Raw genomic sequence first — 25,484 nt, 5'->3', positions numbered from 1 at the left:
ATCAGAAAGTGAGCTCATGACCGACACGACGTTGCCCCCCGAGGAACCGTCGCACGACCGGGTCGAACCGGTCGACATCCAGCAGGAGATGCAGTCCAGCTACATCGATTACGCGATGAGCGTGATCGTGGGCCGCGCCCTGCCCGACGTGCGCGACGGCCTCAAGCCCGTGCACCGCCGCGTGCTGTACGCAATGCACGACAACGGCTATCGCCCGGATCGCGGCTACGTGAAGTCCGCGCGCCCGGTCGCCGAGACGATGGGTAACTACCATCCGCACGGCGACAGCTCGATCTACGACACCCTCGTGCGTATGGCGCAGCCGTGGTCGCTGCGCTACCCGCTGGTCGACGGCCAGGGCAACTTCGGTTCCCGCGGCAACGACGGCGCGGCTGCGATGCGTTACACCGAGTGCCGCCTGACGCCGCTCGCCATGGAGATGGTGCGCGAAATCGACCATGACACAGTCGATTTCGTTCCCAACTACGACGGCAAGACGCAGGAGCCGACGGTTCTGCCGAGCCGTATCCCGAACCTGTTGATCAACGGTTCCGGCGGTATCGCCGTCGGTATGGCCACCAACATCCCGCCGCACAACCTGCGCGAGGTCGCCGAGGCCATCTACTGGGCGCTCGACAACCACGAGGCCGACGAGGAAGCCACCCTCGAAGCCGTCATGGAGCGGGTCAAGGGCCCCGACTTCCCGACCTCGGGTCTGATCGTCGGCGGCCAGGGCATCCAGGACGCCTACCGCACCGGCCGCGGTTCGGTTCGCATGCGCGGTGTCGTCGAGATCGAGGAATCCGATCGCGGTGCCACGCAGATCGTCATCACCGAGCTGCCGTACCAGGTCAACCCGGACAACCTGATCACCTCGATCGCCGAGCAGGTGCGCGACGGCAAGATCGCCGGCATCTCCAAGATCGAGGACCAGTCGTCCGACCGTGTCGGCATGCGCATCGTCGTCGTCATCAAGCGTGACGCCGTCGCCAAGGTGGTGCTGAACAACCTCTACAAGCACTCGCAGCTGCAGACCAGTTTCGGCTGCAACATGCTGTCCATCGTCGACGGGGTGCCGCGCACCCTGCGCCTGGACCAGATGATCCGGCTGTACACCACCCACCAGCTCGAGGTCATCGTCCGACGCACGCGCTACCTGCTGCGCAAGGCCGAGGAGCGGGCCCACATCCTGCGTGGTCTGGTCAAGGCACTCGACGCGCTCGACGAGGTCATCGCACTCATCCGTGCGTCGCAGACCGTCGACGTCGCCCGCACCGGCCTGATCGGCCTGCTCGAGGTCGACGACATCCAGGCCGACGCGATCCTCGCGATGCAGCTGCGTCGCCTGGCCGCTCTCGAGCGTCAGAAGATCATCGACGAGTTGGCCGAGATCGAAGTCGAAATCGCCGACTACAAGGACATTCTCGCCAAGCCGGAGCGGCAGCGTGCGATCGTGCGCGACGAGCTCGCGGAGATCGTCGAGAAGTACGGCGACGACCGACGCACCCGGATCATCGCGGCCGACGGCGACGTCACCGACGAGGACCTCATCGCGCGCGAGGACGTCGTCGTCACGATCACCGAGACCGGCTACGCCAAGCGCACCCGGACCGACCTGTACCGCTCGCAGAAGCGCGGCGGCAAGGGCGTGCAGGGCGCCGGGCTCAAGCAGGACGACCTGGTCAAGCACTTCTTCGTCAGCTCGACGCATGACTGGATCCTGTTCTTCACCACCAAGGGTCGCGTGTACCGCGCCAAGGCGTACGAGCTGCCCGAGGCCAGCCGTACCGCCCGCGGCCAGCACGTCGCGAACCTGCTGGCGTTCCAGCCGGACGAGCGGATCGCGCAGATCATCCAGATCAAGACCTACGAGGACGCGCCGTACCTGGTGCTCGCGACCCGTAACGGCCTGGTCAAGAAGTCCAAGCTCACCGATTTCGACTCCAACCGCAGCGGCGGCATCGTTGCCGTCAACCTGCGCGGCGAGGACGAGTTGGTCGGCGTGGTGCTGTGCTCGTCCGACGACGACCTGCTGCTGGTCTCGGCGAAGGGCCAGTCGATCCGCTTCGCCGCGACCGACGAGGCGCTGCGCCCGATGGGCCGCGCGACGTCGGGTGTCCAGGGCATGCGGTTCAACCAGGACGACGAGCTGCTCTCGCTCAACGTGGTCCGGGAGGGCACCTACCTGCTGGTCGCGACGTCCGGCGGCTACGCCAAGCGCACGCCCATCGAGGACTACGTGGCACAGGGTCGCGGCGGAAAGGGCGTTCTCACCATCCAGTACGACCCGAAACGTGGCACCCTTGTCGGTGCGGTCATCGTCGACGACGACGACGAGCTGTACGCGATCACCTCGGGCGGCGGTGTCATCCGCACCGCAGCCAAGCAGGTGCGTAAGGCCGGCCGTCAGACGAAGGGTGTGCGGTTGATGAACCTCGGGGAGGGTGACACCCTGCTCGCGATCGCGCGCAACGCAGACGAGCCCGAAGAAGGTGCTGCGGGTTCCGATGGAGCGAAGGAGTCCTAGTTGAGCACTCCCCACGAGCCCGGAGACGGCAAGCCTCAGTCTCCGCCGCCTCCGGCCGCCGACAAGCGGCCGGAGGCGGCGGGGGCGCCCGGGAAATCGGAGAAGCCGACCGGGCCGACTCGCAAGCCGGCGCCCGCCCCTTCCCCGGGACCGCAGGGCAACGGGAAGGGTGGACCGAAGCCGCCCGCGACCACCGGTAAGCCGGTGCAGACGCCGCCGTGGCAGCGGGGACAGCAGCAGGGGGCGTCACCGTCCTCGCCGTCCTCCTCGCCGTCCTCGCCGTCCTCGCCGAACGGCGCTGCCAAGCCCGGCGGTACCGGTAAGCCAGGCGGTACCGGTAAGCCGGCGTCGTCCCGGCCCGTCATCACCGGGACGGCGGCACCCAAGCCGCCGCAGAGTGATGCGCGGCCCGCGAGGCCTGTCGTCACGGGAACGGCGGCACCCAAGCCGCCCGCCGCGGATCGCCGGGAGGCTGTCAAGGCGAAAGCTGCTGCCATCGACGGCCCCACCCGCAGCATCGCCCGGAGCGATCTGGCCAGGGACATGCCCGACCTGTCCGCGGCTCCGCATCCGCGGCAGTCGGTGCCGCCTTCCGTGCGCAAGGCTTCCCCGACGGCCCTCACCGCCGCTGTGACGGACGAGGGCGAGCCGCTGCGGGCAACCGTCCAGCTTCGTCGGGTCGATCCCTGGTCGACGCTCAAGGTGTCGCTGGTGATCTCCGTGGCGCTCTTCTTCGTGTGGATGGTGGCCGTCGGGTTGCTGTACGTCGTGCTCGACGGCATGGGCGTGTGGGATCGACTGAACAACGCCTTCACCGAGATCATCACGGACTCGAGCAGCGGGGGTCTCGTCACGTCCGGCCAGGTGTTCGGTTACTCGGCGCTGATCGGTCTGATGAATGTGGTCCTTTTCACAGCTCTCGCGACGATCGGTTCGTTCATCTACAACCTGTGCTCCGACCTGGTCGGCGGCGTGCAGGTCACTTTGGCCGACCCCGACTGACCAGGCAAAACAGTGCCCCGCCGGAGCCGTTTTGGTCCCGCGACTCCGGTGGGGTAATCTTCTGCTCGGTTCGAGGGCCTATAGCTCAGGCGGTTAGAGCGCTTCGCTGATAACGAAGAGGTCGGAGGTTCAAGTCCTCCTAGGCCCACTCCCACGTGCCGACGAAGGGTTACCGACATGAAGGTCGTCCTGTTCGCAGGAGCCGGATTGCTGGTGGCACTCGGCCTCGCCAAGTTGCTCAACAAGCGACGCGGCGCGGACGTCTGGCACGAGGTCACAAGTCGCTGAATCCGGTTTTCCGGAAGCAGTGCAGACGGGGCCTTAGCTCAGTTGGTAGAGCGCTGCCTTTGCAAGGCAGATGTCAGGAGTTCGAATCTCCTAGGCTCCACACACGAAAGACGCCATCCCGAACCGGGGCGGCGTCTTTTTTCGTCTGTACCGGCGCCAGTGGTCCCGGTCGGCCCTGCCGCGCGCCTCCTCGCCTGCCGCGCGCGCAATCGGGCGGGCAGCGCGTCAATTCGCGTGCAGCAGGGCCAGGGGTGGCTCAGCCGGTGATCATGTCTTCCTGGCCCCACACGGCGCGCATGCTGACGATCTTGCCGTCGTCGTCGAACTCCATGATGTCGATCGGCGCGATCTCGATGGTCTGATCGCCCATCTTCGTGATCAGGCGGAAGTGGAAGGCCGCGGTGTTGGCCGCGATGCGCAGCGTCACCAGCTCGGCCTCCTGGTCGAACGGCTCGATGATCGCGTAGAACTCGTGGATCGACTCGCGCGTGGCGCGAACCGGGGTGCCCACCGGATCCTCGACGGTGGCGCCCTCCGCGTACAGCGCCAGGACGTCATCGGCGGTGCCGGTCGCGACGGCCTTGATGTAGCTCTCGACGGTGGTGCGGATGCTCTCGGGTGACGCGGCCATGCTGCTCCTCCAAAAGTAGAACCTGTTTCAGCCGCGAGGGTATCCCAGCGGGACCGGAACGTGGTCGGAATCCGGCCGTCGCAACCGGATGCGCGGAACCTCGCACAGTCGCTCGACGACGACGGCCGAACTCTGTCGATCGTCAGGGCGGGCGAGGAAGCGTGTCGGGTGGCCGTGTTGCCGACCGAATCATTGGTTCTCGAGGGCGGCACTCTGCTGCTACGAGGCAGCGGAACAGATCGCGTGGTCGACCCGGCAGCACGTGAGATCGGGTAGTGCACTCCTCTTCGCTCACCACACCGGTAGGCCCCCGTGTGGCGGTTCGACCCTGTGTCAGGCAGTCGCGACGCGGGTGAACCCCTGATCCCCAGTAGCTTTCGGGTGCGGAGGGGCGTCATTCGAGGCCAGGCGTCAAAAATGAACACAAGTTCATTACCGGCAAAACGACTACACGAACGTCCGTTCGGCGCTCAAATGAAGGCGTGACGGTGGACGAAGTGGCACGCGACCCGTTCGGGAAGCTCCCGCGATCGTGTGCCGGAGAACGTGTTGGGGCAGGAATGCCACTGCATCCGCCGTACGCTGGTGTCGATCTCGGGGACGTTCGGGGGCGTCGAGATCGAGCCGGGGATGTGACGTGGGATGGCGACAGTCCCGACAGAATGATCTTTCTACAGGGGGAGTGGCAGTGAGTCGTATTGGTAGGCAGCCTGTTCCGGATGGTGGCGCCGGGCACCGCGAGCGTTCCGACAAATGCGCGGAAATTCTGGCCGCGGCGTCGGATCTGTTCGCGGCCAAGGGATACACCGGAACCTCGATGCGGGACATCGCGAGTGACACCGGCATGTTGGCCGGCAGTCTCTACTACCACTTCGATTCGAAGGAGGCGCTCGCCGCGACGATGGTGGCCGATCTCCGTGACGACATCGTCGGCGCCACCCAGCGGGAAGCGGTGCCGTCGGATACGCCGGTCGAGGCGCTCCGCCGATTCGCGGTCGAGGTGGCGGACGCGTCTGCCCGACACCCCGGCGCCCTCCAGGTGTGCCTCGGCATCCCGGAGACGCAGAATGAGCAGTTGGAGGCGCTGCTGACGGCCGAATCCCGCTGGTCGGAACGGAAGTGGCAGACCCTGGTGCGGGACGTCGAAGACGCCGGATACCTCCGGCCCGAGGTGGACACGCGCATCCTTCGCGAGGTGCTGCGGGTCGCGATCACCCATAGCGCGACCCTCTCTCCCACCGGCTTCTCGTCGCGGAAGGTGGCGAACTGCGCCATCGATCTGGTGTTCGGCGGGCTGTCGAGCAAGCCTGCCGACGATGATCTCTCGGAGTCGGAACCCGCAAAGGTGGCCCGCAAGATCATCGCCTCCTGGGATCGTGCAGACCTGGTGAACCTGTCGGACAAGCAGGACCGAATCCTCGATGCCGCACGGATCGTGTTCGCCGAGCGCGGATTCGACGCGACGACGACCCGCGACATCGCCACCGCGGTGGGGCTCACGCAGGGCAGCCTCTACCACCACTTCGAATCGCGGGAGGCCATCCTCGTCGCGGTCCTGCAGATCTTCTCGTCCCGGATGCGGGAGGCCCACGAGGCGATCGGCGCGGCGGGCGGAACGCCACTGGAGACGGTGGACGCGCTGATCCGGATGCGCAGCGCCGCCGGAAAACGCTTCGCCGCCGAGATCACCATCCTCAAGTCGTGGGCGATGCTCACCAGCAGGGAACACTTCGACTTCCTCAAGACCGACGGACGGAAGCTGTTGCGCGTGTGGGACCGCGCCTTCGCGGCCGGGGTGCGTGACGGCAGCATCACCATCCCCGGTTCGAGCCGCCTGGTGTTCCAGTGCATGGGCGAACTCCTGTGGTCGACGCACACTCTGCCGCGGGTGTCGGTCGATCGACTGACGCGATACAACCTCGAGACCGTTCTGTGGGGCGCGTCTCCGAAGTAGCAGCAGTGGACTGATCGGACATCTTGGCTGGGGAGGTCGGTGTGATCGGAAAATGTTGTGCCGCAGTGGCGGCAGTAGTGGGTGTGGTGGTTGCCGCGAGTCCTGCGGCATATGCCGCTCCGGGCTTCTACGAACCACCGCCGACACTCCCCGGCGAGACCGGTGGTCTGATCCGGACAGAGTCGATGCCGCTGGCATGGCAGGTGGGGAACTTTCCCGCCAGTGCCACGCGAATCATGTATCGCAGCAACGATACTCACGGCACGGCCAACGCGGTTACCGGTACCTACTTCGACCCGGCGCTGCCGTGGACCGGTCCGGGCCCACGACCCCTCGTCAGTATGGCTGCGGGAACTCAGGGGCAGGGCGACAAGTGTGCGCCGTCGGAGACGATCGGTACCGTCGTCCAGTTCACGCCGCCGTCGGATGTCGTGGCGTCGTACGAGGTGGTGTTCGTGAATGCCCTTCTGTCCCGGGGTATCGCGGTGGTCCTCACCGACCTCGAGGGGCTCGGCACGGATGGGGTGCACACGTACGTGAACCGGGCGGCGTCGGCGCACGCGGTACTCGACGCCGCCCGAGCAGCGAAACGACTGCCGGGCACCGGAATCACGCCCGACGGCCCGGTCGCGTTCTGGGGTTACTCACAGGGCGGCGGCGCGTCGGCGGCCGCAGTGGAACTGCAACCCGAGTACGCGCCCGAACTCGACGTGCGTGGCGCGTTCGCCGGGGCGCCGCCCGCCGACCTGGCCGCCACACTGGACCGTATCGACGGGGCCTCACTGTTCGGGGCGATCGGATACACGCTGAACGGCATGGCGCAGTCGTATCCCGAGGCGCGACCGATGATCGAGGCCGAGTTGAACGATCGCGGTCGGCAGCTGCTGGCCGACGTGCAGAACCAGTGTGTCGGTGAGACCCGGCTGAAGTACGGCTTCCAGCGCAGCGAGTCGTTCACACGGACGGGAGAGCCGCTGTCGACGGTCCTCGGCCGCTATCCGCTCGCACAGGACCTGTTCGCCGCCCAGCGAATCGGCGACCGGACACCTGGCGCACCCGTGCTGATCCAGGCCGCCGTCAACGACGACACCGTGCCGTACGGGCAGGTGCGTCAGCTCGCGAAGGACTGGTGCGGCAAGGGCGTAGCGGTGCAACTCAGCGAGAACACGCTCCCGCCGATCAGTCCCGGGACGGGCCTCAACCACGCGCTCCCGTACCCGCTCGGCATCGTCGAATCGCTGACGTGGGTCACCGACCGCTTCGCCGGGGTGCCGGCGCCCAATTCCTGCGGGACGCTGTGACAGCTACCGCGGGTCGGACAGCGACGGGGGCTTGGGGGCCACCGGCGGCATCTCCGGACGGCGGGTCAGGGCGAACACCGCGGCACCGACGGTGGCGACGGCCGCCCCGACACCGATCAGGAACCGTCGTCGTCCGCCGTCGGACGACGGGACGGAAGCACTCTTGGCACGCGTCATGACTCCACTCTTGCACAGCTCGCACACGCCACCCCGAGCCAATGGCACGATAGAGGCGTGACTTCACAGACTGCTACCGCAACGCTGCACACCAACCGCGGCGACATCAAGATCGCCCTGTTCGGTAACCACGCGCCGAAGACCGTCGAGAACTTTGTCGGCCTGGCGGACGGTTCCAAGGAATACTCCACGCAGAACGCGAAGGGCGAGGCGTCCGGTCCGTTCTACGACGGCTCGGTCTTCCACCGCATCATCGACGGCTTCATGATCCAGGGCGGCGACCCGACCGGCACCGGTCGTGGCGGCCCGGGCTATAAGTTCGGCGACGAGTTCCACCCGGAACTGCAGTTCGACCGCGGCTACCTGCTGGCCATGGCGAACGCCGGCCCGGGCACCAACGGCTCGCAGTTCTTCATCACCGTCGGCCCGACCCCGCACCTGAACCGTCGCCACACCATCTTCGGTGAGGTGCTCGACGAGGAGTCGAAGAAGGTGGTCGACGCCATCGCCACCACCGCGACGGATCGTGGCGACCGCCCGGTCGACGACGTCGTGATCAATAGCATCACCATCGCGTAAGGACTCTCGAATGACGAACCCCGGCTGGGGTGGTGCGGCGAGCGAGGGCACCCCGCCACCTCAGCCGAGGTGCGTGCGACACCCCGATCGACCCACTGCCCTCTCCTGTAACCGCTGCGGCCGCCCGGCCTGCCCGGACTGTCTGCGTTCGGCGTCCGTCGGCCATCAGTGCGTCGACTGCATCGCCGCGGACCAGCGGAACACACCGCAGGCCCGCACCGTCGCGGGCGCTGCGGTGCGCTCGCAACTTCCGACGCCCGTCGTCACCTACGCGCTGATCGCGCTCAATGTGTTGATCTTCGCGATCACCGCATTGCAGGCCCGGTCGCTCATGGAGAACGGCGGTGGCGTCGTCAACCGGTTCACCGGTGCGGCGACATTCGACTCGCCCCTGTTCGGTTGGATGGTCCTCGACTCGTCCGCCGTCGCGCAGGGCGAATGGTTCCGGGTGATCGGTAGTGGATTCCTGCACTTCGGTCTCATCCACCTGGCCGTGAACATGTTCGCGCTGTGGGTGCTGGGCCGCGACACCGAGATGGTGCTCGGCCGCAGTCGCTACCTCGCGGTCTACATGATCTCGCTCCTCGGCGGATCGGCATCGGCGCTGATGTTCGAGTCGGCAGGTGCGTTCACCGCGGGAGCGTCCGGCGCGATTTTCGGCATCATGGGCGCCCAAGCTGTCCTGCTGCTTCGGATGCGTCGAAGCGCCACGCCGGTCCTCACCGTGATCGGCCTCAACGTGGTCATCAGCCTGACGGTGCCCGGGATCTCCCTGTGGGGCCACATGGGTGGCCTCGTGGCCGGTGCCGCCGCGACCGCGGTGCTGGTGTACGCGCCGACCGGGCAGCGGACCCCGGGAGGCGTCGCCCGGGCGCGACAATTGAGCTGGGCCGGTCTGGCGACCGTCGCCGTCGTAGTTGTCGGGCTGATCGTGCTGCGCACCGTGATGCTGCGCGACGAATTGGGCTTCGCGTAGCCGCAGGTCAGTTCTCGGGCGGCACCAGTCCGTGCACGGACAGGGCGTCGAACACCACCGTCGGATCGACGCCCAGGTCCCAGCGTCCGAAGATCAGCAGACGCTCGGTGCCATCGGGATCGACGGCGTCGATCTCGAGCATCGGCACACGCCGACCCAGTCGGGGGTACCGGACGACCCGGATACGGTCGATGCCGTCGCGTCCGTAGACGCGGCGCCCCGTCAGTCGGGTCGCTGCGAGGGCGGGCGTCTGCCCGTCCTGCACGATCGCCAGTTTCGGTCGCTGCCGACCGCCGAGGAACGCGAGCACGAACATTCCGAGCGCGGCCAGGACCACGAGGAAACGTCCGGGGGCGTCGAGGCCGAGCAGCAGGCCGGCGACGATCAGTACGACGCCGCCTGCGGCCAGAGCCACCACCGCGCCGAGCGGTGTGGACCACTCGAGAGACGGTCCATGATCAATTTCATCCTCAGGCATGTGCACAACTACCCCTGTTATCCACAGGAGTTATCCACATTGGGGATGAATAACACGTGTGTAATTGGCGGCTGGGGATAACGCCGCCTCTCCGGAGAAATAGCAGGTCACCGCCACCGCATCGTCATGATCAGGCCCACGACCATGAATCCGAAGCCGATGAGGAAGTTGTATCCCCCCAGGTTGTTCATCCATGCGAGGTCCTCGCCCGCGAGGTAATTCACAATCAGCCACACCAGGCCGACGAGCATGAAACCGAGCATCACCGACACGTACAAGACGCTCGACGGACCCGCCTTCACCTTCATCGGCGTACGGTTCGCGGGATTGATCGTGTAATCGGTCTTCTTCCGGACCTTCGACTTCGGCATGACGTCCTTGTTTCGTGTGGATGGATAACGCGAGCACGATGCCCGGAGCCGTCCGGGCCGTCAGGGTAGATTCGCACCTAACCTGCTGTGAGTACACGCTAACTCAAACGAACGCAGCCAGGACCGGTCACGCACCGATTGTCCGTGGTGAGGAGTGGTGATCGAGGGTGTCGGACGTCGGAGACAAGCCGCAACGGGCCCGCCCGCCGTTCGGAGTCTGGTCGATCGCCGTCCTCGTCGTCTGCCTGGTCGCGGGACTGCTGATCGCGACCACCCGCGAGGTGTCCCACGGCAACGAGATCCGCGCCGCCGACTCCACGCGCCTGTCCGATCTGGTCCGGCAGGCACAGGCCGAGGTGGACCGGGCCGCGAGCAGTCGGGACGCCCTGGCTGCCCAGGTCGAGGAACTGCAGGAGAACGCCGCGAGCACCGACAGCCGGGTTGCGGAAGTGCTCGCCGAGACCCGCGCGCTCGCCGACGCCGCCGGGCTGACCGAACTCAGCGGACCGGGCGTCGTCGTGACCCTCACCGACGCCCCGCGCGATGCCGACGGCAAGTATCCGGCGGGTGCGTCGCCCGACGACCTCGTCGTCCACCAGCAGGACGTGCAGAGCGTGCTCAACGCGCTGTGGACCGGTGGCGCCGAGGCGATCGCGATGCAGGACCAGCGGATCGTGAACACGTCGGCCCCACGCTGCATCGGAAACACCCTGCTCCTGCACGGACGCACATACAGCCCGCCGTACGTGGTGACCGCGATCGGCGATCCGGCGCGGCTCGCGGCAACCCTCGCGAACGAGCCCGGCATCAAGACGTTCAAGCAGTACGCGGTGCGCTACGGCCTCGGGTACACCCAGCAGGAGTCCGGCAACCTGACCGTGCCGGCGTACACCGGTCAGTTGAACACCGAATACGCGCGACCGGTCGAGTAGCGGGAACGTACTGCGCATTACCCTTCACTCATGCGCATTCTGGTCGTCGACAACTACGACAGCTTCGTGTTCAACCTGGTGCAGTACCTGGGCCAGCTCGGGACGAACGCCGAAGTGTGGCGCAACGACGATCCGCGACTGACCGGTGACGCCGCAATCGCGGCCGCCGCAGCCGACTTCGACGGCATCCTGCTCAGCCCCGGCCCGGGAACCCCGCAGCGTGCCGGCGCGACGATGCCGCTGGTCGGAGCGTGTGCCGAGGCGAAGACCCCGCTGCTGGGCGTGTGCCTGGGACACCAGGCGATCGGTGCCGCGTTCGGCGCCACCGTCGACCGGGCGCCGGAACTGCTGCACGGCAAGACCAGCACCGTGCACCACACGGGCCGTGGCGTCCTCGCCGGCCTGCCCGACCCGTTCACGGCCACCCGCTACCACTCGCTCACCGTCATCCCGGACACGATTCCGGACGAGCTGGAGGTCACCGCCCACACCGACAGCGGCATCGTGATGGCGATGCGGCACCGCGAACTGCCCATCCACGGCGTCCAGTTCCATCCGGAGTCGGTCCTGACCCAGGGCGGGCACCGGATGCTCGCGAACTGGCTCGGCGAGTGCGGTCAGGCCCCGAGCGAGACGCTCGTCGCGACCCTCGAGGACGAGGTGGCACGGGCGCTGGGCGACGCGCTCACGCGCTGATCCCCGGCGCCCGCGCCGTCGTCGTCAGCGCGGGATGCCCAGTTCGCCGACCATCACCGTCAGCGGCGCGTTCTTCGCGACGTCGCTGCCGGCCGGCTGCTGCTGCCCGAGGATCTTGCCCACCAGGGTGGCGTCGAGCGTCGACTGCCGCGTCTGCGCCAACTGGTTCGACGACCCCGTCCAGCCGGCCTTGCGCAGCGCTTCCAGTGCCTGCGACACCGACATCTCGGTGAGGGCGGGCATCGTGAACTGCTTGCCGTTCGACACCTGCACGGTGATGACGTCGCCCTTGGCGGCCGTCGATCCACCCGAGGGCGTCGTCGAGAGGACCTGGCCCTCGGGCTTGCTCGAATCGACGGTCTCGACCTGCACCTTGAAGCCGGCACCCTCGATGTTCGGTTGCGCGATGTCGATGGTCTGACCGATGACGTTCGGCACCCGCACCTGCTCCGGTCCGGAACCCAGCGTGATCGACACCGCAGAATCGAGGTTGATCTTCGCGCCCGCGGACGGATTCTGGGTGGTTACCTTGTCGAGCTGGCCCGGATCCGACGGGGCGCGCCCGACCTGGGTGTCGAGGAGCAGGCCGACGGCGTTGAGTGCCTGCGCCGCCTCGTCCCGCGTCAGGCCCGAAAGCTTCGGCACCTGCACCTGTTCCGGGCCCGACGACACCTGCAGCGTGACCGTGCTCTTCTCGCTCACCGACGACCCGGCCGCCGGCGTCGTCGCGATGACGTTGCCCTCCGCGACCACCGCGTCCGGCCGCGTCTGGATGCTCGTGTCGAGGTTCAGGTTCCGCAGCTGCGCCTCGGCCGACTGCGCGGTCATCCCGGCGACGTTCGGCACATCCACCTTCGCCGGGTTGGCCACCAGCGACCAGATGAACGCCCCGATGATGCCGACCACGACGAGAGCGGCGACCGACAGCATCACGTTGCGTCCGGTGTTGCGCTTCTTGGGCGGGGCCGCCGCGGGGACGGCCACCGGTGCTGCGGTCACCGTCGACGTGCGGGCCGGCTCGGGCTGGTAGCCGGATCCGGTGCCCGCACCGCTGTCCACGGCACCGAAGATCGTGGTGCGGTCCTCGTCGGACATCACCATCGGTGCACTCGGGCGCTGTCCGCCGAGTACCCGCACCAGGTCGCTGCGCATCTCGGCGGCGCTCTGGTACCGGTTGGCAGGGTTCTTGCTCATCGCCTTGAGGATCACCGAGTCGAGCGCCAGCGGCACCCCAGGATTCACCTGGGACGGCTGCTTCGGATCCTCCCGAACATGCTGGTAGGCCACCGCAACCGGGGAATCACCCTTGAACGGCGGTTCGCCGGTGAGAAGCTCGTACAGCACGCAGCCGAGCGAGTAGACGTCCGAGCGGGCGTCAACCTGCTCGCCGCGCGCCTGCTCCGGCGACAGGTACTGCGCCGTGCCGATCACCGCGGCGGTCTGCGTCATGGGACTGGAACTGTCGGAGATCGCCCGTGCGATACCGAAGTCCATCACCTTCACCGCGCCCGCACGGTTGATCATGATGTTGGCGGGCTTCATGTCGCGGTGCACGATGCCGTTGCGGTGGCTGAAGTCCAGCGCCGCGCAGACGTCGGCAATGACCTCCATCGCCCGCCGCGGCGCCATCGGCCCCTCGGTACGGATGATGTCGCGCAGCGTGTCGCCGTCCACGTACTCCATCACGATGTACGGCAGCGGGCCGGCGTCGGTCTCGGCCTCCCCGGTGTCGTACACCGCGACGATCGCCGGATGGTTCAGCGCCGCTGCATTCTGCGCCTCACGGCGGAATCGCAGGTAGAACGTGGGGTCGCGCGCCAGGTCGGCGCGCAGCACCTTGATGGCCACATCGCGGCTGAGCCGCAGGTCCCGGCCCAGGTGCACCTCGGACATGCCGCCGAAGCCGAGAATCTCGCCCAGCTCGTACCGGGAGGAGAGATTACGCGGTGTCGTCATGGCTGTCCTTGCGTGGCCGTGGTGGTGGTCGCGGCCGTCGTGGTGGTCGTGGTCGGCGGAGCCGTTGTCGTGGTCGTCGTCGTCCGCGGCGGTGTGGTGGTCGTCGTGGTCGGCGGCACCGTGGTGGTGGTGGTCGTCGTGGGCGGCACCGTGGTGGTGGTGGTCGTCGTGGGCGGCACCGTGGTGGTGGTCGTAATCCTCGGCGGTGTCGTCCGCGTGGTGGTCACCGGCGCCTTCGACGTCGTCGTGACGACGGGCGGTGTGGACGGACTGTCCGATCCGCCACCGAACAACATGAGTCCGAGTGCGACGATCGCCGCGAGGGTCAGCAGACCGCCGCCGGCCCATGCCACCGCCTTCTGGCCGCTGGTCCAGCCGCCGGACTGCCCGGTGCCGTCGTCGGCGCCGTCACCGCCCCCGTTGCCCCCGTTGCCGTCGTCGAAGCTGCGCTGCTGCTGCGTCGACATCATCGCGGTCGCGGCCGCCGGCGGAACCATCCGGGCCCCCGCGGTGGGCACCCGGCCCGGCGGTGGCGGCTGATGGCCTGCGCGGACGGCGGCCACCGCGTCGGCGAACTCGCCGCCGTTCGCGTAGCGCCCGGCCGGGTCCTTCGTCAGCGTGATGTCGATCAGTTCGCGGATCGGCGCCGGCAGGTCGGCGGGCATCGGCTCCGGCGGTTCCTGCACGTGCTTCATCGCCACCGTCAGGGTGCCGCCGCCACCGAACGGTCGCCGCCCCGACAGCGCCTCGTAGCCGACGACGCCGAGCGAGTACACGTCGCTGGCGGCGCTCGCCTCCTGGCCCAGCGCCTGCTCCGGCGCGATGTACTGCGCGGTGCCCATCACCATTCCGGTGCGGGTCACCGGCGACGCGTCGACGGCCTTCGCAATGCCGAAGTCGGTGATCTTCACCTGTCCGGTCGGGGTGATGAGGATGTTGCCGGGCTTGACGTCACGGTGCACGACGCCCGCCGAATGAGCGGCCTGCAGCGCGCGCCCGGTCTGCTCGAGCATGTCGAGGGCATGCGGAATCGACAGGCGGCCCACGCGCGCGAGCACCGCGTTGAGCGGCTCCCCTGCCACCAGTTCCATCACCAGGTACGCGAGGTTGGCGCCGGCCTCGTCACGGGTCTCGCCGTAGTCGTACACGCCGGCGATGCCCGGATGGTTCAGCTGCGCGGTGGTGCGGGCCTCGATGCGGAACCGCTCGACGAACTCGGGATCCGACGAGAACTCGGCCTTGAGCACCTTCACCGCGACGCGTCGGTCCAAGCGCCCGTCGGTGGCCTCCCACACCTGGCCCATGCCGCCGGTCGCGATCAGCCGCTGCAGGCGGTAGCGGCCGCCGATCACCGATCCGTTCGTCAACGACATGGCTCAACCCCTCTGCAATCCGGCCGCGATGACGGCTCGTCCGATCGGTGCCGCGACGGAGCCGCCGGTCGCGGCGAGTGCGCGGTCACCGCCGTCCTCCACGATGACCGCGATCGCGACCGTCGGATTCTGTGCGGGCGCGAAGCCGATGTACCAGGCGTGCGGCGGGGTGTTGCGCGGGTCGCTGCCGTGTTCGGCGGTACCGGTCTTGGAGGCGATCTGCACGCCGGGGATCTTGCCCTGGCCGGCCGTGTTGTTCTCCGAGCCGATCATCAACTGGGTCAGCGTCGCCGCGACCTCGGGAGAGATGGCCCGGCCCACCGACTTGGGTGTGGTGGTCGCCAGGTTCGACAGGTCCGGCCCCTGCAGCTGCGACACCAGGTGCGATTCCATCCGCATACCGCCGTTGGCGATGGTCGCGGCGATCTCCGCGTTCTGTAGCGGCGTCAGCGCGACGTCACGCTGACCGATGCTCGACTGTCCGAGCGCCGCATCGTCGGGGATGGAACCGATCGTGCTGTCCGCGACCGGGATCGGGATGCCCGGGGTGCCGGGTCCGATGCCGAAGGCCTGCGACTGCTCGGCGAGTGCGTCGGATCCGGTGCGGATACCGAGTTCGACGAACGCGGTGTTGCACGAGCGCGCGAACGCCTCCCGCAGCGACGCCGTCGGCCCGCCGCCGCACGTGGAGCCGTTGTAGTTCTCGAGCGTCGTGCTGGTGCCGGGCAGGGTGATGTTGGGTGCCGCGGTCAACTGCTCGTCCGGGTTCGCGCCGTTCTCCAGCGCGGCCGCCGTCACGACGACCTTGAACGTCGACCCCGGCGGGTAGGTCGCGGACACCGCACGGTTGAGCATCGGCTTGTCCGGATCGGAGTTCAGTTCGTCCCAGGCCGCGGACGTCTCGGCGCCGTCGTGGCTCGACAGCGTGTTGGGGTCGTAGCTGGGCGTGCTGGCCATCGCGAGGATGTTGCCGGTGCTCGGTTCGATCGCGACGACCGAACCGGTGTAGCCCTTCGCGGTCAGTTCGTCGTAGGCGACCTGCTGCATCACCGGGTCGATCGTGCTGATCACGTTGCCGCCGCGCGGGTCGCGACCCGACACCAGGTCGAAGAACCGCTTGCTGAACAGGCGATTGTCGGAGCCGTTGAGGACCTGGTCCTCGGCCTTCTCGAGTCCGGCGCTGCCGTAGTGCATCGAGTAGAAGCCGGTGACCGGGGCGTTCGCGAAAGGGCTCGACGGCGCCGCCGGATTAGGCGGGTACACGCGCAGGTACTTGTAGCGGTCGTCGGTGGGAACCGACGACGCGAGCACCTGTCCGCCCGCGGAGATCTGCCCACGCTGACGCGAGTACTCGTCGAGCAGCACCCGCGAGTTGCGCGGATCGCCGCGCAGGTCGTCGGCCTTGATGACCTGCACGTAGGTGGCGTTGGCGAGCAGCGCGACAACCATCACCATGACGGCGAGCGCGACGCGGCGGAGGGGAGTGTTCATTGGCGACCCAGCATTTCCGTCGGGGCGTCCGCGATGGGCGCGGGCCCCTTCTTCTTGGGTGCGGCGGGCGTGCGGGCGGCGTCCGAGATCTTCATCAGCAGCGCCAACAACAGGTAGTTCGCAAGGAGCGATGATCCGCCGTACGAGACGAACGGCGTGGTCAGACCCGTCAGCGGGATCAGCTTGGTGACGCCGCCGACGACCACGAACACCTGGATCGCGATCGTGAACGACAGCCCGGCCGCGAGCAGTTTGCCGAAGCTGTCCCGGACGGCGAGGGCGGTGCGCAGGCCGCGGACCACCAGGATCAGGAAGAGCATCAGTACCGCGGCCAGTCCGATGAGGCCCAGCTCCTCACCGATCGCGGCGACGATGAAGTCGGTCTTCGCGAACGGCACCTGCGACGGGCGTCCGCTGCCCAGACCGGTGCCGGCGATCCCGCCGGTGGCCAGGCCGAACAGCGACTGCGAGATCTGATAGCCGGTGTTCTGGTAGTCGCCGAGCGGGTCGAGCCACGTGTCCACGCGCACCCGGACGTGCCCGAACATCTGGTACGCGATGAAGAATCCGACGACGAGCAGGGCGCCGCCGATCAACAGCCACCCGGCACGCTCGGTCGCGATGTAGAGCATCACCAGCACGGTGCCGAAGACCAGCAGCGACGTGCCGAGATCCTTCTCGAACACCATGATGGCGACCGAGACGATCCAGGCCACGAGGATCGGGCCCAGGTCGCGGGCTCGGGGCAGATCCATGCCGAGGAAGTGGCGGCCGGCGGTGGTGAACAGGTCACGCTTGGCGACCAGCACCGCGGCGAAGAAGATGATCAGCAGGATCTTCGCGAACTCGCCCGGCTGGATGCTGAACCCGGGCAGCCGAATCCAGATCTTGGCGCCGTTGACCTCGGAGAACCGGGACGGCAGCAGCGCCGGGATCGCCAGAAGCACCAGACCGGCCAGGCCGACGGTGTAGCTGTAGCGCGCCAGGAGTCGGTAGTCACGCAGCAGAATCAGCACCGCGACGAATCCGCCGATCGCCAGTGCGGTCCACAGCACCTGCTGGTTGGCGTCCGGTGACGGGATCGGGAGCCCCTGGTACACCGCGTTCTCTGCGTCGGCGAGATCGAGACGGTGGATCAGCACCAGCCCGAGTCCGTTGAGCAGCGCGACGATCGGCAGCAGCAGGGGATCCGCGTACGGCGCGTACCGACGCACCGCGAGATGCGCGACGACGAACACCGCGGTGTAGGTGAGCGCGTACTTCGCCAGATCCCACGTGATGGTCTGCTCCTGGCTGGCCTCGACCAGCACGAGCGAGATCGTGGTGATCGCGACGGCGCAGCCGATCAGGATCAGTTCGGTGTTCCGCCGAGTCGACTGCGTCGGCGGGGGTGCGAAACCGCCGGGTGGACTGGGGAACGGTGCGTCGGGCGTGGACATCAGCTACCGGCCCTGCAATTCACGCCGGGGACCTGTTCGACGGGCGTGGGCGTCGGTGGGGGAGCCGCGGTGGTGGGTGCCGCCCCCTCGGGAGCCGGCGGTGCCGGCTCCGGGGTGGGTGCGGGTGCCGGTGTCGGTGTGGAAGTCGGTGTCGGCTCGGGCGTGCACAGGGGCAGCACGTCGTTGGCGGCGAGTCGACGCATCTGCTCGGTCGCGTCGTCCTTCGTGCCCGACGGCAGCCCTGCCCGCACCTGCTCGCGTGCGGACGGCTGCAGGTCGTCGACCTTCAGCACGTGGCATCCGCTGGGTGCGGCGTCGGGTTCGACGAGGGTGAGGGCGCCGTCGTCGGCGACACAGCCGACGAGCGCGCTCTCCTGCAGCGAGTACCCGAGGAACGAGCCGGGGATGCCCTGGAGCACGGTCACCCGGTCGTCGGACACGCCGACATAGTAGTAGTCGCGGATCATGTTGCGGCCCACGAAGAGCCCCGCGACGACCAGGACCACCAGACCGAGCGCGATCAGCGTCCAGCGCAGCTTGTGTGACTTCTTCGGCGGGGTCTCCGGCGTCGCGGCCACTCGCTTGGGTGTGGCGCGCGGCGGGCGCATCGCCGCCGCCCGTCCGGCCGCGGTGTTCGGGGGCGGGGTGTCCTCGTCGTCGTCGTCGGACGCGGCGCCGCCGACGATCGGGTGGCTCTGCCCGTAGTCGAGGTCGATGACGTCGGCGACGATGACGGTGACGTTGTCGGGTCCGCCGCTACGCAGCGCCAACTCGATGAGGCGGTCGGCGCACTCGTCCTGGGTGCCCTCGCGCATCGTATTGGCGATGGTCTCGTCGCTCACGACGTCCGACAAGCCGTCCGAGCACAGCAGGTAGCGGTCGCCGGCCCGGGCCTCGCGGACGGTGAGCGTCGGCTCGATCTCGTTGCCGGTGAGCGCCCGCATGATGAGCGAACGCTGGGGATGGGTGTGCGCCTGCTCCGCCGTGATCCGGCCCTCGTCGACGAGGGACTGCACGAACGTGTCGTCGCGGGTGATCTGCGTGAGCTGGTCGTCGCGCAGCAGGTAGGCCCGCGAATCGCCGATGTGGACCAGGCCCAGCTTGCTGCCCGCGAACAGGATCGCCGTCAGCGTGGTGCCCATCCCCTCGAGCTCGGGATCCTCTTCCACGTGGTCGGCGATGGTCGCGTTGCCCTCGTGGGTGGCGGCCTCGAGCTTGCCGAGCAGGTCGCCGCCGGGTTCGTCGTCGTCGAGGTGCGCGAGCGCCGCGATCATCAACTGCGAGGCGACCTCCCCGGCCGCGTGTCCGCCCATGCCGTCGGCGAGTGCCAGCAGGCGGGCGCCCGCGTACACGGAGTCCTCGTTGTTCGCGCGGACGAGACCGCGGTCGCTTCGGGCCGCGTAGCGGAGGACAAGGGTCACGGGCGGAGCTCGATCACGGTCTTGCCGACGCGAACCGGCGTGCCGAGTGGAACCCGCACGGCCGTGGTGACCTTCGCGCGATCGAGGTAGGTGCCGTTGGTGGAGCCCAGATCCTCGACGTACCAGTCGGTGCCGCGGGGAGACAGACGGGCGTGTCGCGTGGATGCGTAGTCGTCGGTGAGCACGAGCGTCGAGTCGTCGGCGCGCCCGATGAGGACCGGCTGTGTACCCAGCGTGATGCGGGTTCCGGCCAGCGCGCCCTGCGTCACGACCAGGTTCTTGGCGACTTTCGTGCGGCCGAGGGACGGGAGCACCGACGCCGTGCGCGTGAAGCGTGGGGCCGGGCGTGCACCGCCCACGCCCGCGTAGATGTCGCTGCGGAGCGTCTTGATCACTGCCCAGACGAAGAGCCAGAGCAACAGCAGGAAGCCTGCTCGCGTCAGCTGGAGTATCAGTCCCTGCACTGCTCGACACCTCCTTCGGGGGGCACGGCCGCGCGGATGCGCAGCCGGGGCATTTTCAGCTGGCTGCATCATATGTGGAAGCCGGCGACGGTGATCATGATCTTTCGCCGCATCCCGTGTCCGGGATGCGGCATTCAGGCGCGACGTACGACGTCTGCAGAGGTCAGACGATGCGTACCAGGATTTCCGAGTGCCCGGCGCGAACCACGTCACCGTCGGCGAGCTGCCAGTCCTGCACGGGCGCGCCGTTGACGGTGGTGCCGTTGGTGGAGCCCAGGTCCGAGAGCATCGCGACCTGGCCGTCCCACCGGATGTCGAAGTGGCGGCGGGAGACGCCGGTGTCGGGCAGGCGGAACTGCGCTTCCTGGCCGCGTCCGACGATGTTGCTGCCGTCCCTCAGCTGGTAGAAGCGGCCGCTGCCGTCCTCGAGCTGCAGTGTCGCGGTGTACGTGCGGCCCGCCTCGGGCGTGTAGCCGGCCTGGTAGCCGTTGTCGTATCCCTGGTCGTAGCCCTGCTGGGTGTACGCCTGGTTGTACCCGGCCTGGTCGTAGTCGCCCTGCTGCTGGTAGTCGCCCTGCTGGTAGTTGTAGTCGGCGTAGCCCTGCTGCTGGTACTCGCCCTGCTGCTGGTAGCCCTGGTCGTAGCCCTGCTGGTCATAGTTGTAGCCGGGGTACTGACCCGGGTACTGCTGCTGGTCGTAGCCCTGCTGCTGGTAACCCTGCTGGTACTCGCCCTGCTGCTCGTAGCCACCCTGCTGGGGGTAGCCGGCGTCCTGGGGGTAGCCACCCGGAACCGCGCCGTACGCCTGCTGGTCGTAGCGAGGCTGTGCGTAGCCGCCCTGCGGGTAGTCCTGCTGGTATTCGCCCTGATCGGGGCCCTGCGCCTGATCCGGGTGGGCGCTGCCGTTGCGCGTGCCGCGGTCGTCTCGATGCTCGCGACCGGGTTCGTTGCCGGAGTTCTGGGTCATGGGGCCTGCTCCTGGGGTCGGTGAAACGGGTGTCGGGGCACGTCGGGCCCGTCGATCGGGCCCGGATGCGCCGGCGTCGTCGCTGCGGGCATCCGGATCGACCGTTCCAGTAGTGCGGAACTGCCCGGTGTGCAGTGTCGGTGACGCCTCGAAACGGACGTCGATGTCACCGTAGGTCTGCCACCCCTGTTCTCGGATGAACCCTTCGAGGTGTCGCGAGAAAGACTTCACGGTCATTTCGTGATCCGAGGCCAGTTTCGCGTGATCCGACTCGTTGACGGTGATCACGTAACTGTTGGGGGCCAGGTAGTGCCCGCCGTCCAGTTCTTGGACGCGGTCGGTGGCCTCTCTCTGCAGAGCGGCTTCCACTTCCTGCGGTACGACGCCACCGCCGAAGACGCGCGCGAAGGCGTCGCCGACGGCCCCCTGAAGCTTGCGCTCGAAACGTTGAACGATCCCCACGGCATGAACCTTGCTGTTGTCTGTTCGCGGTCAGTCTGCGTGTCGCGGCGGCAAAGTGCGCCTGCCGCTGCATCTGCATGATATCCGGACACCGTGTCCGGGGTGTTCGGCTAACCGCTCTGCAGGGCCGTTTTTGGGCCCCTACCTGCACGAATCGTTGTTCCCGAGAAGTGCGTGCTAGTGTTTCAGCGTCGCTCGGGCGAGTGGCGGAATGGCAGACGCGCTGGCTTCAGGTGCCAGTGTCCTTCGGGACGTGGGGGTTCAAGTCCCCCTTCGCCCACACATGCAGTTCCACGAACTGCGCAGAACGAGGTCACGAACCCGCAAGGGATCGTGACCTCGTTTTCGTTTGCGGTTCTTGTTTGCGCGGACTACTGCCGCGTCATCGTCGAGGTGTAGCCACCGCCTCCCGGGTAGACCCAGTCGCCGGTCATCGTGCCGTCACCGTCGGTGAAGGTGCCGCGGAAGTACGCCGGGCTGCCGTGCGCACCGGCCCAGATGGTGAGGACATCGCCGTCGAGTTCGTAGACGTAGTCGAAGGTGTTGCCTGCCGAGTCGTAGAACCGGGAGACGAGATCGTCGCCCATCGGCTCCCCGAAGGGGTGGAGGTGCCCGATGACCTCGAATCCGGTGACGGCCTGGCCGTACTGCTCGAGGTCGACGTGCTGGACGAGGAAGTGCCCCCCGGGCATCCACTCGTACCGCACGGTGCCCTGCGCGCCCCCGGTCACGGCCCACGTGCCGACGAGTCGGTCGAGTGCGCGAACCCGGTCGCTGGGCTGCGCCTGCTCGTTCTGATCGAAGACGTCGTTGCCGGTGGTGGTGATGTCGCTCATGGTGTGCTCCTCGTCTGCTTCGGAGTAGCGCCGCGGTGGCTGCTCTCATCGGGACCACGGAGCGGCCGCCGCGTTCTCGACGTCCGGGCGCGAAGAAGATCGGTCGAAGATTCTTCGGCGCCGATGTCGAACCGCCGATGTCGAACCGCCGATGTCGAACCGCCGATGTCGAACCGTCGGTGTCGGCTCCGTGGTGTCCGTGAACGCCGTCCGGTCCCGGCCGGCGGACGCCCCGACATCTGGAGGTCAGCATGGTCACCGAAACGATCCGCGAGACACAGCGAATCGGCGCCCGAACGCCGACCCTGCTCGGCGCCGCCACGATCGCCGGCCCGATCTTCTACGTCTCTTCCACAGTGCAGGCACTGAGCCGGGACGGGTTCGACCTTCGCGTTCATCCGCTCAGTCAGCTCGCGGCAGGCGAGTACGGCTGGATCCAGTCCGCCACCTTCGTGCTGGCGGGTCTCGGCGCGCTCGCGCTGGCGGTCGCGCACCGCCGAGTTGTGAGAAGTGGCGTCGGCTCGCGGGTCGCACCCGTGTTCCTCGCCGTCTTCGGGGCGGGATTCGTCGTCGCCGGATGCTTTCCGATGGACCCGCAGAACGGCTTTCCGCTCGGCGCACCGGCCGGCGCGGTCGAGATGTCGTGGCACGGTGTCGTCCATACGGTCGCTGCCACGCTGTCGTTCGTCGCCCTCGCCGCAGCGTGCATCGCATTGCTCGTCCGTGCGATCCGGCGTCGGCGGGTGTGGGCAGCCGTCGGCCACGGTGCGACCGCGCTGGTGCTGTTGCTGCCGATGTCGCCCTCCGAATCGAGTGTCCAGATCGCGGTGACCGGGCTGATCGCGTTCACGTGGGTCACGGTGTACGCGCTCAGCCTGCGGCGCGGTCTGTGAAACATCTAGGCTGACAACACAAACGAGCTCCCGAGGAGAGTCATGCAGTTCCTGTTGCTGAGCTACACTCCCGCTGATTCCTGGGATGCCGAGACCGCGGACGTCCCCGGGGACGACGCACTGGCCGCCTTCGCCGCCTACCAGAAGTTCGAGGCCGAGCTTCGTGAATCAGGCGAGTTCGTCCTGAGTGAAGGCCTGGGCCATCCGGCGGTCTCCACAACCGTCCGGAAGACCGACGCCGGGATCGTCGCCACTGACGGTCCCTTCGCCGAATTGAAGGAAGTACTCGCAAGCTTCGCGATCATCGAGTGTTCGAGCCTCGAACGTGCGCGTGACATCGTCGCCAGGATGGTCGACGTTCTCGGCGAGCCGATGGAGATCCGGCCGATCATGGGCGACGACTTCGCCTGATGGCGACGTCCGACGCCGGGCGGAGGGCAGAACTCCGACGCATCGAGCACGTGCTGCGCACCGAGGCCCCGCATGTGCTCGGCGCGTTGGTCCGACGCTTCGGGAGATTCGAGCTCGCCGAGGACGCCACGCAGGAAGCGCTCCTCGTCGCCGGCCGCGACTGGCGTGCGGACACCATGCCCGAGGAGCCGCGCAGTTGGCTGATCCGCGTGGGCTACCGGAAGATGATCGACCTCATCCGTTCCGAGCAGGCGTCCCGGCGCCGCGAGGAGGAGGCTGCGCACAGCGACGCTGTCCTCGTAGATCCCGCGCGGCCCGGGCCCGCCGTTCGGGATCGCGACGACAGCCTGCACCTCCTGTTGCTGTGCTGCCATCCGGCACTGAGTGAGATCTCCCAGGTGGCACTGACGCTCCGCGCGGTCGGGGGCCTGAGCACCAGCGAGGTCGCGCACGCCTACGGCACCACCGAAGCCACGATGGGCACCCGAATCAGCCGAGCCAAGCAGACATTGAAGAAGGCGGGGGCCCGCTTCGAAATCCGCGACGACGCGGGCGTCGCACAGCGCATCGCAGCAGTCATGCGTGTGCTCTACCTCGTCTTCAACGAGGGCTACACCGCCACTGCCGGTGACGCCCTCACCCGAACCGACCTCACTGCCGAGGCGATAAGGCTGACGCGAATGCTGTGCGATCTTCTTCCGGACGATCCCGAGACGTCCGGTCTCCTCGCGCTCATGCTCCTGACCGAGGCGCGTCGGGCCGCCCGCACCGGTGCCGACGAGGAACTAGTCCCTCTCACCGATCAGGACCGGACCCAGTGGGACGTGCGGCTGATCGAGGAGGGGCAGCATCTGATCGAAAAGGCCTGGGCACGTGCGCGTGTGGGTCCGTACCAGCTGCAGGCGGCGGTCGCGGCAACTCACACGCAGGCGACGACAGCCGCCGACACGGACTGGCCACAGATCGCCGCACTCTATTTGTGGCTCGAGCGACTGCAGCCCACCGCGCCCGTTCGACTGAGCCGGGTCGTCGCCGTCGCACACGCCTTCGGTCCGCGCCGTGGCATCGCCCTGCTCGACGAGTTCGATCACCACCATCGGATCACGGACGATCCGCTCGTCGCACAGCGAGCCCGGGCTGTCCGCGCGCACTTGCTGGAACAGCTCGGCCACCAGGCTCCGGCTCGTGAACAGTTCCGTGCAGCAGCAGAACTCACCGACAACGACATCGAGCGGCGCTACCTTCTGCGTCGCGCAGGAGAAGAGACGCCCTAGGAACCGGGAGCGCGCCCGAACAGCAGCGCCTCGACAAGCCCGACGCCCGGGTCGGGTCGGTCGGCGATGCTTCGAAGCAGGCTGTCGAGATCGATGGCGGTATCGGTGGTGTTCTCGAACTCGGGTTCCTCGCCGTGCACGATCGTGCCGTCGACGCGGACCGCCAGATACTCGTAGTGGTCGCGGACCGACAGCAGTATCGGGCAGTGCCGATCCCAGAACGCCGCGACGGCGGCCTCGTCCTCGATGCTCGCTGCCGCATCCCGGCTCATCGTCTCGAACTCGTTCCAGGCGAAGGCGTCAGGCGACGAACTCACATAGTCGTCGAGCGCGAGGAACCACGTTGCATCGTCCGGACTCGACAGTCGGGAGAACGACGAAGCGAAGGCCACGTGGCCTGGCGGAACGGACCTCAGTGCCGCAGGGACCGTCCGCGGATTCGGCGAACCAGGCTCGAACGTCCATCCCGCCGAGCGCAAGCGGGCGAGCGCTTCACCGAGTGCTTCCATGGGCATCACGCTAGCGGCGCCTGATCGGCGTGGTGTTCCATTCCTTCGCTGTTCGTGCGGGGTTCCGTCCGATGCT

The 25,484-nt window shown here is 67.8% G+C and carries 24 protein-coding genes and 3 tRNA genes; 14 read left to right on the top strand and 13 right to left on the bottom strand.

What is annotated here, in order from left to right; genetic code table 11:
• Window positions 1-16 precede the first annotated feature (16 nt).
• The 4 genes from gyrA to C8K36_RS16750 all read left to right on the top strand — a co-directional run bounded on the left by gyrA (window position 17) and on the right by C8K36_RS16750 (window position 3,917).
• Window positions 17-2,527: a DNA gyrase subunit A gene (gyrA, locus tag C8K36_RS16765; protein WP_107985654.1), complete on the top strand. Its 2,511-nt coding sequence runs from the start codon at window positions 17-19 to the stop codon at window positions 2,525-2,527.
• A complete protein-coding gene (locus C8K36_RS16760; RefSeq protein ID WP_107985653.1) occupies window positions 2,528-3,529 on the top strand; it encodes a DUF3566 domain-containing protein in 1,002 nt (333 codons plus the stop codon). It abuts the gene before it with no gap.
• Between the two features lie 74 nt (window positions 3,530-3,603).
• A tRNA-Ile gene (locus C8K36_RS16755) sits at window positions 3,604-3,677 on the top strand.
• A gap of 167 nt (window positions 3,678-3,844) precedes the next feature.
• Window positions 3,845-3,917 (top strand) — tRNA-Ala (locus tag C8K36_RS16750).
• A 156-nt stretch (window positions 3,918-4,073) separates the two neighbouring features.
• On the opposite strand, the gene C8K36_RS16745 is transcribed toward C8K36_RS16750, so the two are convergent.
• Window positions 4,074-4,448, bottom strand: a complete 375-nt coding sequence (locus C8K36_RS16745) for a nuclear transport factor 2 family protein (protein WP_107985652.1) — start codon at window positions 4,446-4,448, stop codon at window positions 4,074-4,076.
• 688 nt (window positions 4,449-5,136) lie between these two features.
• Here C8K36_RS16745 and C8K36_RS16735 point away from each other — a divergent pair.
• Both C8K36_RS16735 and C8K36_RS16730 read left to right on the top strand, forming a co-directional pair.
• On the top strand, window positions 5,137-6,402 hold the full coding sequence (locus C8K36_RS16735) for a TetR/AcrR family transcriptional regulator (RefSeq protein WP_258195459.1): 1,266 nt from the start codon (window positions 5,137-5,139) through the stop codon (window positions 6,400-6,402).
• A 41-nt stretch (window positions 6,403-6,443) separates the two neighbouring features.
• Window positions 6,444-7,703 (top strand): lipase family protein, encoded by a 1,260-nt coding sequence (locus C8K36_RS16730; protein ID WP_107985649.1) that lies wholly within the window; start codon window positions 6,444-6,446, stop codon window positions 7,701-7,703.
• A gap of 3 nt (window positions 7,704-7,706) precedes the next feature.
• Here the strand turns inward: C8K36_RS16730 and C8K36_RS24855 are convergent, their stop codons facing one another.
• On the bottom strand, window positions 7,707-7,880 hold the full coding sequence (locus C8K36_RS24855) for a hypothetical protein (RefSeq protein WP_181319607.1): 174 nt from the start codon (window positions 7,878-7,880) through the stop codon (window positions 7,707-7,709).
• Window positions 7,881-7,937: 57 nt separating this feature from the next.
• Between C8K36_RS24855 and C8K36_RS16720 the strand changes: the two genes are divergently transcribed.
• Both C8K36_RS16720 and C8K36_RS16715 read left to right on the top strand, forming a co-directional pair.
• On the top strand, window positions 7,938-8,459 hold the full coding sequence (locus C8K36_RS16720) for a peptidylprolyl isomerase (protein ID WP_107985647.1): 522 nt from the start codon (window positions 7,938-7,940) through the stop codon (window positions 8,457-8,459).
• A 10-nt stretch (window positions 8,460-8,469) separates the two neighbouring features.
• Window positions 8,470-9,435, top strand: coding sequence for a rhomboid family intramembrane serine protease (locus C8K36_RS16715; protein WP_107985646.1), 966 nt, complete (start codon window positions 8,470-8,472; stop codon window positions 9,433-9,435).
• A 7-nt stretch (window positions 9,436-9,442) separates the two neighbouring features.
• Here the strand turns inward: C8K36_RS16715 and C8K36_RS16710 are convergent, their stop codons facing one another.
• Window positions 9,443-9,913, bottom strand: a complete 471-nt coding sequence (locus tag C8K36_RS16710; protein WP_107985645.1) for a PH domain-containing protein — start codon at window positions 9,911-9,913, stop codon at window positions 9,443-9,445.
• 107 nt (window positions 9,914-10,020) lie between these two features.
• Window positions 10,021-10,284 (bottom strand): cell division protein CrgA, encoded by a 264-nt coding sequence (gene crgA / locus C8K36_RS16705; protein WP_107985644.1) that lies wholly within the window; start codon window positions 10,282-10,284, stop codon window positions 10,021-10,023.
• 167 nt (window positions 10,285-10,451) lie between these two features.
• On the opposite strand from crgA, the gene C8K36_RS16700 reads away from it, so the two are divergent.
• Together C8K36_RS16700 and C8K36_RS16695 are read left to right on the top strand one after the other, a co-directional pair.
• Window positions 10,452-11,216 carry a DUF881 domain-containing protein gene (locus tag C8K36_RS16700; RefSeq protein ID WP_107985643.1) on the top strand — a complete coding sequence of 255 codons (765 nt, stop codon included), beginning with the start codon at window positions 10,452-10,454 and terminating at the stop codon, window positions 11,214-11,216.
• Between the two features lie 30 nt (window positions 11,217-11,246).
• The gene (locus C8K36_RS16695; RefSeq protein ID WP_107985642.1) at window positions 11,247-11,912 is read left to right on the top strand and encodes an aminodeoxychorismate/anthranilate synthase component II; all 666 of its coding nucleotides are present in this window, start codon (window positions 11,247-11,249) and stop codon (window positions 11,910-11,912) included.
• A gap of 24 nt (window positions 11,913-11,936) precedes the next feature.
• On the opposite strand, the gene pknB is transcribed toward C8K36_RS16695, so the two are convergent.
• The 7 genes from pknB to C8K36_RS16660 all read right to left on the bottom strand — a co-directional run bounded on the left by pknB (window position 11,937) and on the right by C8K36_RS16660 (window position 21,485).
• Complete coding sequence (gene pknB / locus C8K36_RS16690) at window positions 11,937-13,868, bottom strand: Stk1 family PASTA domain-containing Ser/Thr kinase (RefSeq protein ID WP_107985641.1); 1,932 nt, start codon at window positions 13,866-13,868, stop codon at window positions 11,937-11,939.
• The gene (locus tag C8K36_RS16685) at window positions 13,865-15,241 is read right to left on the bottom strand and encodes a serine/threonine-protein kinase (RefSeq protein ID WP_107985640.1); all 1,377 of its coding nucleotides are present in this window, start codon (window positions 15,239-15,241) and stop codon (window positions 13,865-13,867) included. Before C8K36_RS16685 ends, pknB begins: the two co-directional genes overlap by 4 nt.
• A 3-nt stretch (window positions 15,242-15,244) precedes the next feature.
• On the bottom strand, window positions 15,245-16,732 hold the full coding sequence (locus C8K36_RS16680; protein ID WP_107985639.1) for a peptidoglycan D,D-transpeptidase FtsI family protein: 1,488 nt from the start codon (window positions 16,730-16,732) through the stop codon (window positions 15,245-15,247).
• On the bottom strand, window positions 16,729-18,171 hold the full coding sequence (locus C8K36_RS16675) for an FtsW/RodA/SpoVE family cell cycle protein (protein WP_107985638.1): 1,443 nt from the start codon (window positions 18,169-18,171) through the stop codon (window positions 16,729-16,731). The genes C8K36_RS16680 and C8K36_RS16675 overlap by 4 nt, the downstream gene beginning before the upstream one ends.
• The gene (locus C8K36_RS16670) at window positions 18,171-19,592 is read right to left on the bottom strand and encodes a PP2C family protein-serine/threonine phosphatase (RefSeq protein WP_107985637.1); all 1,422 of its coding nucleotides are present in this window, start codon (window positions 19,590-19,592) and stop codon (window positions 18,171-18,173) included. The genes C8K36_RS16675 and C8K36_RS16670 overlap by 1 nt, the downstream gene beginning before the upstream one ends.
• Window positions 19,589-20,056, bottom strand: a complete 468-nt coding sequence (locus C8K36_RS16665; protein WP_107985636.1) for an FHA domain-containing protein FhaB/FipA — start codon at window positions 20,054-20,056, stop codon at window positions 19,589-19,591. The genes C8K36_RS16670 and C8K36_RS16665 overlap by 4 nt, the downstream gene beginning before the upstream one ends.
• Window positions 20,057-20,219: 163 nt before the next feature.
• Entirely contained in the window at window positions 20,220-21,485 is a 1,266-nt protein-coding gene (locus tag C8K36_RS16660) for a DUF3662 and FHA domain-containing protein (protein WP_107985635.1), read from the bottom strand.
• A 197-nt stretch (window positions 21,486-21,682) separates the two neighbouring features.
• On the opposite strand from C8K36_RS16660, the gene C8K36_RS16655 reads away from it, so the two are divergent.
• Window positions 21,683-21,765: transfer RNA gene (locus C8K36_RS16655), tRNA-Leu, on the top strand.
• A gap of 91 nt (window positions 21,766-21,856) precedes the next feature.
• On the opposite strand, the gene C8K36_RS16650 is transcribed toward C8K36_RS16655, so the two are convergent.
• Window positions 21,857-22,321, bottom strand: a complete 465-nt coding sequence (locus C8K36_RS16650; RefSeq protein ID WP_107985634.1) for a hypothetical protein — start codon at window positions 22,319-22,321, stop codon at window positions 21,857-21,859.
• A gap of 251 nt (window positions 22,322-22,572) precedes the next feature.
• Here C8K36_RS16650 and C8K36_RS16645 point away from each other — a divergent pair, with 251 nt between their 5' ends.
• The 3 genes from C8K36_RS16645 to C8K36_RS16635 are packed head-to-tail and all read left to right on the top strand — an operon-like array spanning window position 22,573 to window position 24,899.
• Window positions 22,573-23,214, top strand: a complete 642-nt coding sequence (locus C8K36_RS16645; RefSeq protein WP_107985633.1) for a DUF998 domain-containing protein — start codon at window positions 22,573-22,575, stop codon at window positions 23,212-23,214.
• Window positions 23,215-23,256: 42 nt separating this feature from the next.
• Window positions 23,257-23,625: a YciI family protein gene (locus C8K36_RS16640; protein WP_107985632.1), complete on the top strand. Its 369-nt coding sequence runs from the start codon at window positions 23,257-23,259 to the stop codon at window positions 23,623-23,625.
• Window positions 23,625-24,899, top strand: a complete 1,275-nt coding sequence (locus C8K36_RS16635) for an RNA polymerase sigma factor (RefSeq protein WP_107985631.1) — start codon at window positions 23,625-23,627, stop codon at window positions 24,897-24,899. The genes C8K36_RS16640 and C8K36_RS16635 overlap by 1 nt, the downstream gene beginning before the upstream one ends.
• Here the strand turns inward: C8K36_RS16635 and C8K36_RS16630 are convergent.
• Window positions 24,896-25,408 carry a hypothetical protein gene (locus C8K36_RS16630; RefSeq protein WP_107985630.1) on the bottom strand — a complete coding sequence of 171 codons (513 nt, stop codon included), beginning with the start codon at window positions 25,406-25,408 and terminating at the stop codon, window positions 24,896-24,898. The genes C8K36_RS16635 and C8K36_RS16630 overlap by 4 nt on opposite strands.
• Between the last annotated feature and the right edge of the window lie 76 nt (window positions 25,409-25,484).

The organism is Rhodococcus sp. OK519, from assembly GCF_003051005.1.
Taxonomy (GTDB): Bacteria; Actinomycetota; Actinomycetes; order Mycobacteriales; family Mycobacteriaceae; genus Prescottella.
The sequence above is the reverse complement of the archived record's forward strand: the minus strand, read 5'-3'. Positions and strand labels throughout refer to the sequence as shown.

Bases quoted from the DNA above. Each gene is read 5' to 3' on its own strand.
- gyrA (WP_107985654.1), top strand. From the start codon at position 17: ATGACCGACACGACGTTGCCCCCCGAGGAACCGTCGCACGACCGGGTC.
- C8K36_RS16745 (WP_107985652.1), bottom strand. From the start codon at position 4,448: ATGGCCGCGTCACCCGAGAGCATCCGCACCACCGTCGAGAGCTACATC.
- C8K36_RS24855 (WP_181319607.1), bottom strand. From the start codon at position 7,880: ATGACGCGTGCCAAGAGTGCTTCCGTCCCGTCGTCCGACGGCGGACGA.
- C8K36_RS16715 (WP_107985646.1), top strand. From the start codon at position 8,470: ATGACGAACCCCGGCTGGGGTGGTGCGGCGAGCGAGGGCACCCCGCCA.
- C8K36_RS16710 (WP_107985645.1), bottom strand. From the start codon at position 9,913: ATGCCTGAGGATGAAATTGATCATGGACCGTCTCTCGAGTGGTCCACA.
- crgA (WP_107985644.1), bottom strand. From the start codon at position 10,284: ATGCCGAAGTCGAAGGTCCGGAAGAAGACCGATTACACGATCAATCCC.
- C8K36_RS16695 (WP_107985642.1), top strand. From the start codon at position 11,247: ATGCGCATTCTGGTCGTCGACAACTACGACAGCTTCGTGTTCAACCTG.
- pknB (WP_107985641.1), bottom strand. From the start codon at position 13,868: ATGACGACACCGCGTAATCTCTCCTCCCGGTACGAGCTGGGCGAGATT.
- C8K36_RS16685 (WP_107985640.1), bottom strand. From the start codon at position 15,241: ATGTCGTTGACGAACGGATCGGTGATCGGCGGCCGCTACCGCCTGCAG.
- C8K36_RS16680 (WP_107985639.1), bottom strand. From the start codon at position 16,732: ATGAACACTCCCCTCCGCCGCGTCGCGCTCGCCGTCATGGTGATGGTT.
- C8K36_RS16675 (WP_107985638.1), bottom strand. From the start codon at position 18,171: ATGTCCACGCCCGACGCACCGTTCCCCAGTCCACCCGGCGGTTTCGCA.
- C8K36_RS16650 (WP_107985634.1), bottom strand. From the start codon at position 22,321: ATGAGCGACATCACCACCACCGGCAACGACGTCTTCGATCAGAACGAG.
- C8K36_RS16645 (WP_107985633.1), top strand. From the start codon at position 22,573: ATGGTCACCGAAACGATCCGCGAGACACAGCGAATCGGCGCCCGAACG.
- C8K36_RS16640 (WP_107985632.1), top strand. From the start codon at position 23,257: ATGCAGTTCCTGTTGCTGAGCTACACTCCCGCTGATTCCTGGGATGCC.
- C8K36_RS16635 (WP_107985631.1), top strand. From the start codon at position 23,625: ATGGCGACGTCCGACGCCGGGCGGAGGGCAGAACTCCGACGCATCGAG.
- C8K36_RS16630 (WP_107985630.1), bottom strand. From the start codon at position 25,408: ATGGAAGCACTCGGTGAAGCGCTCGCCCGCTTGCGCTCGGCGGGATGG.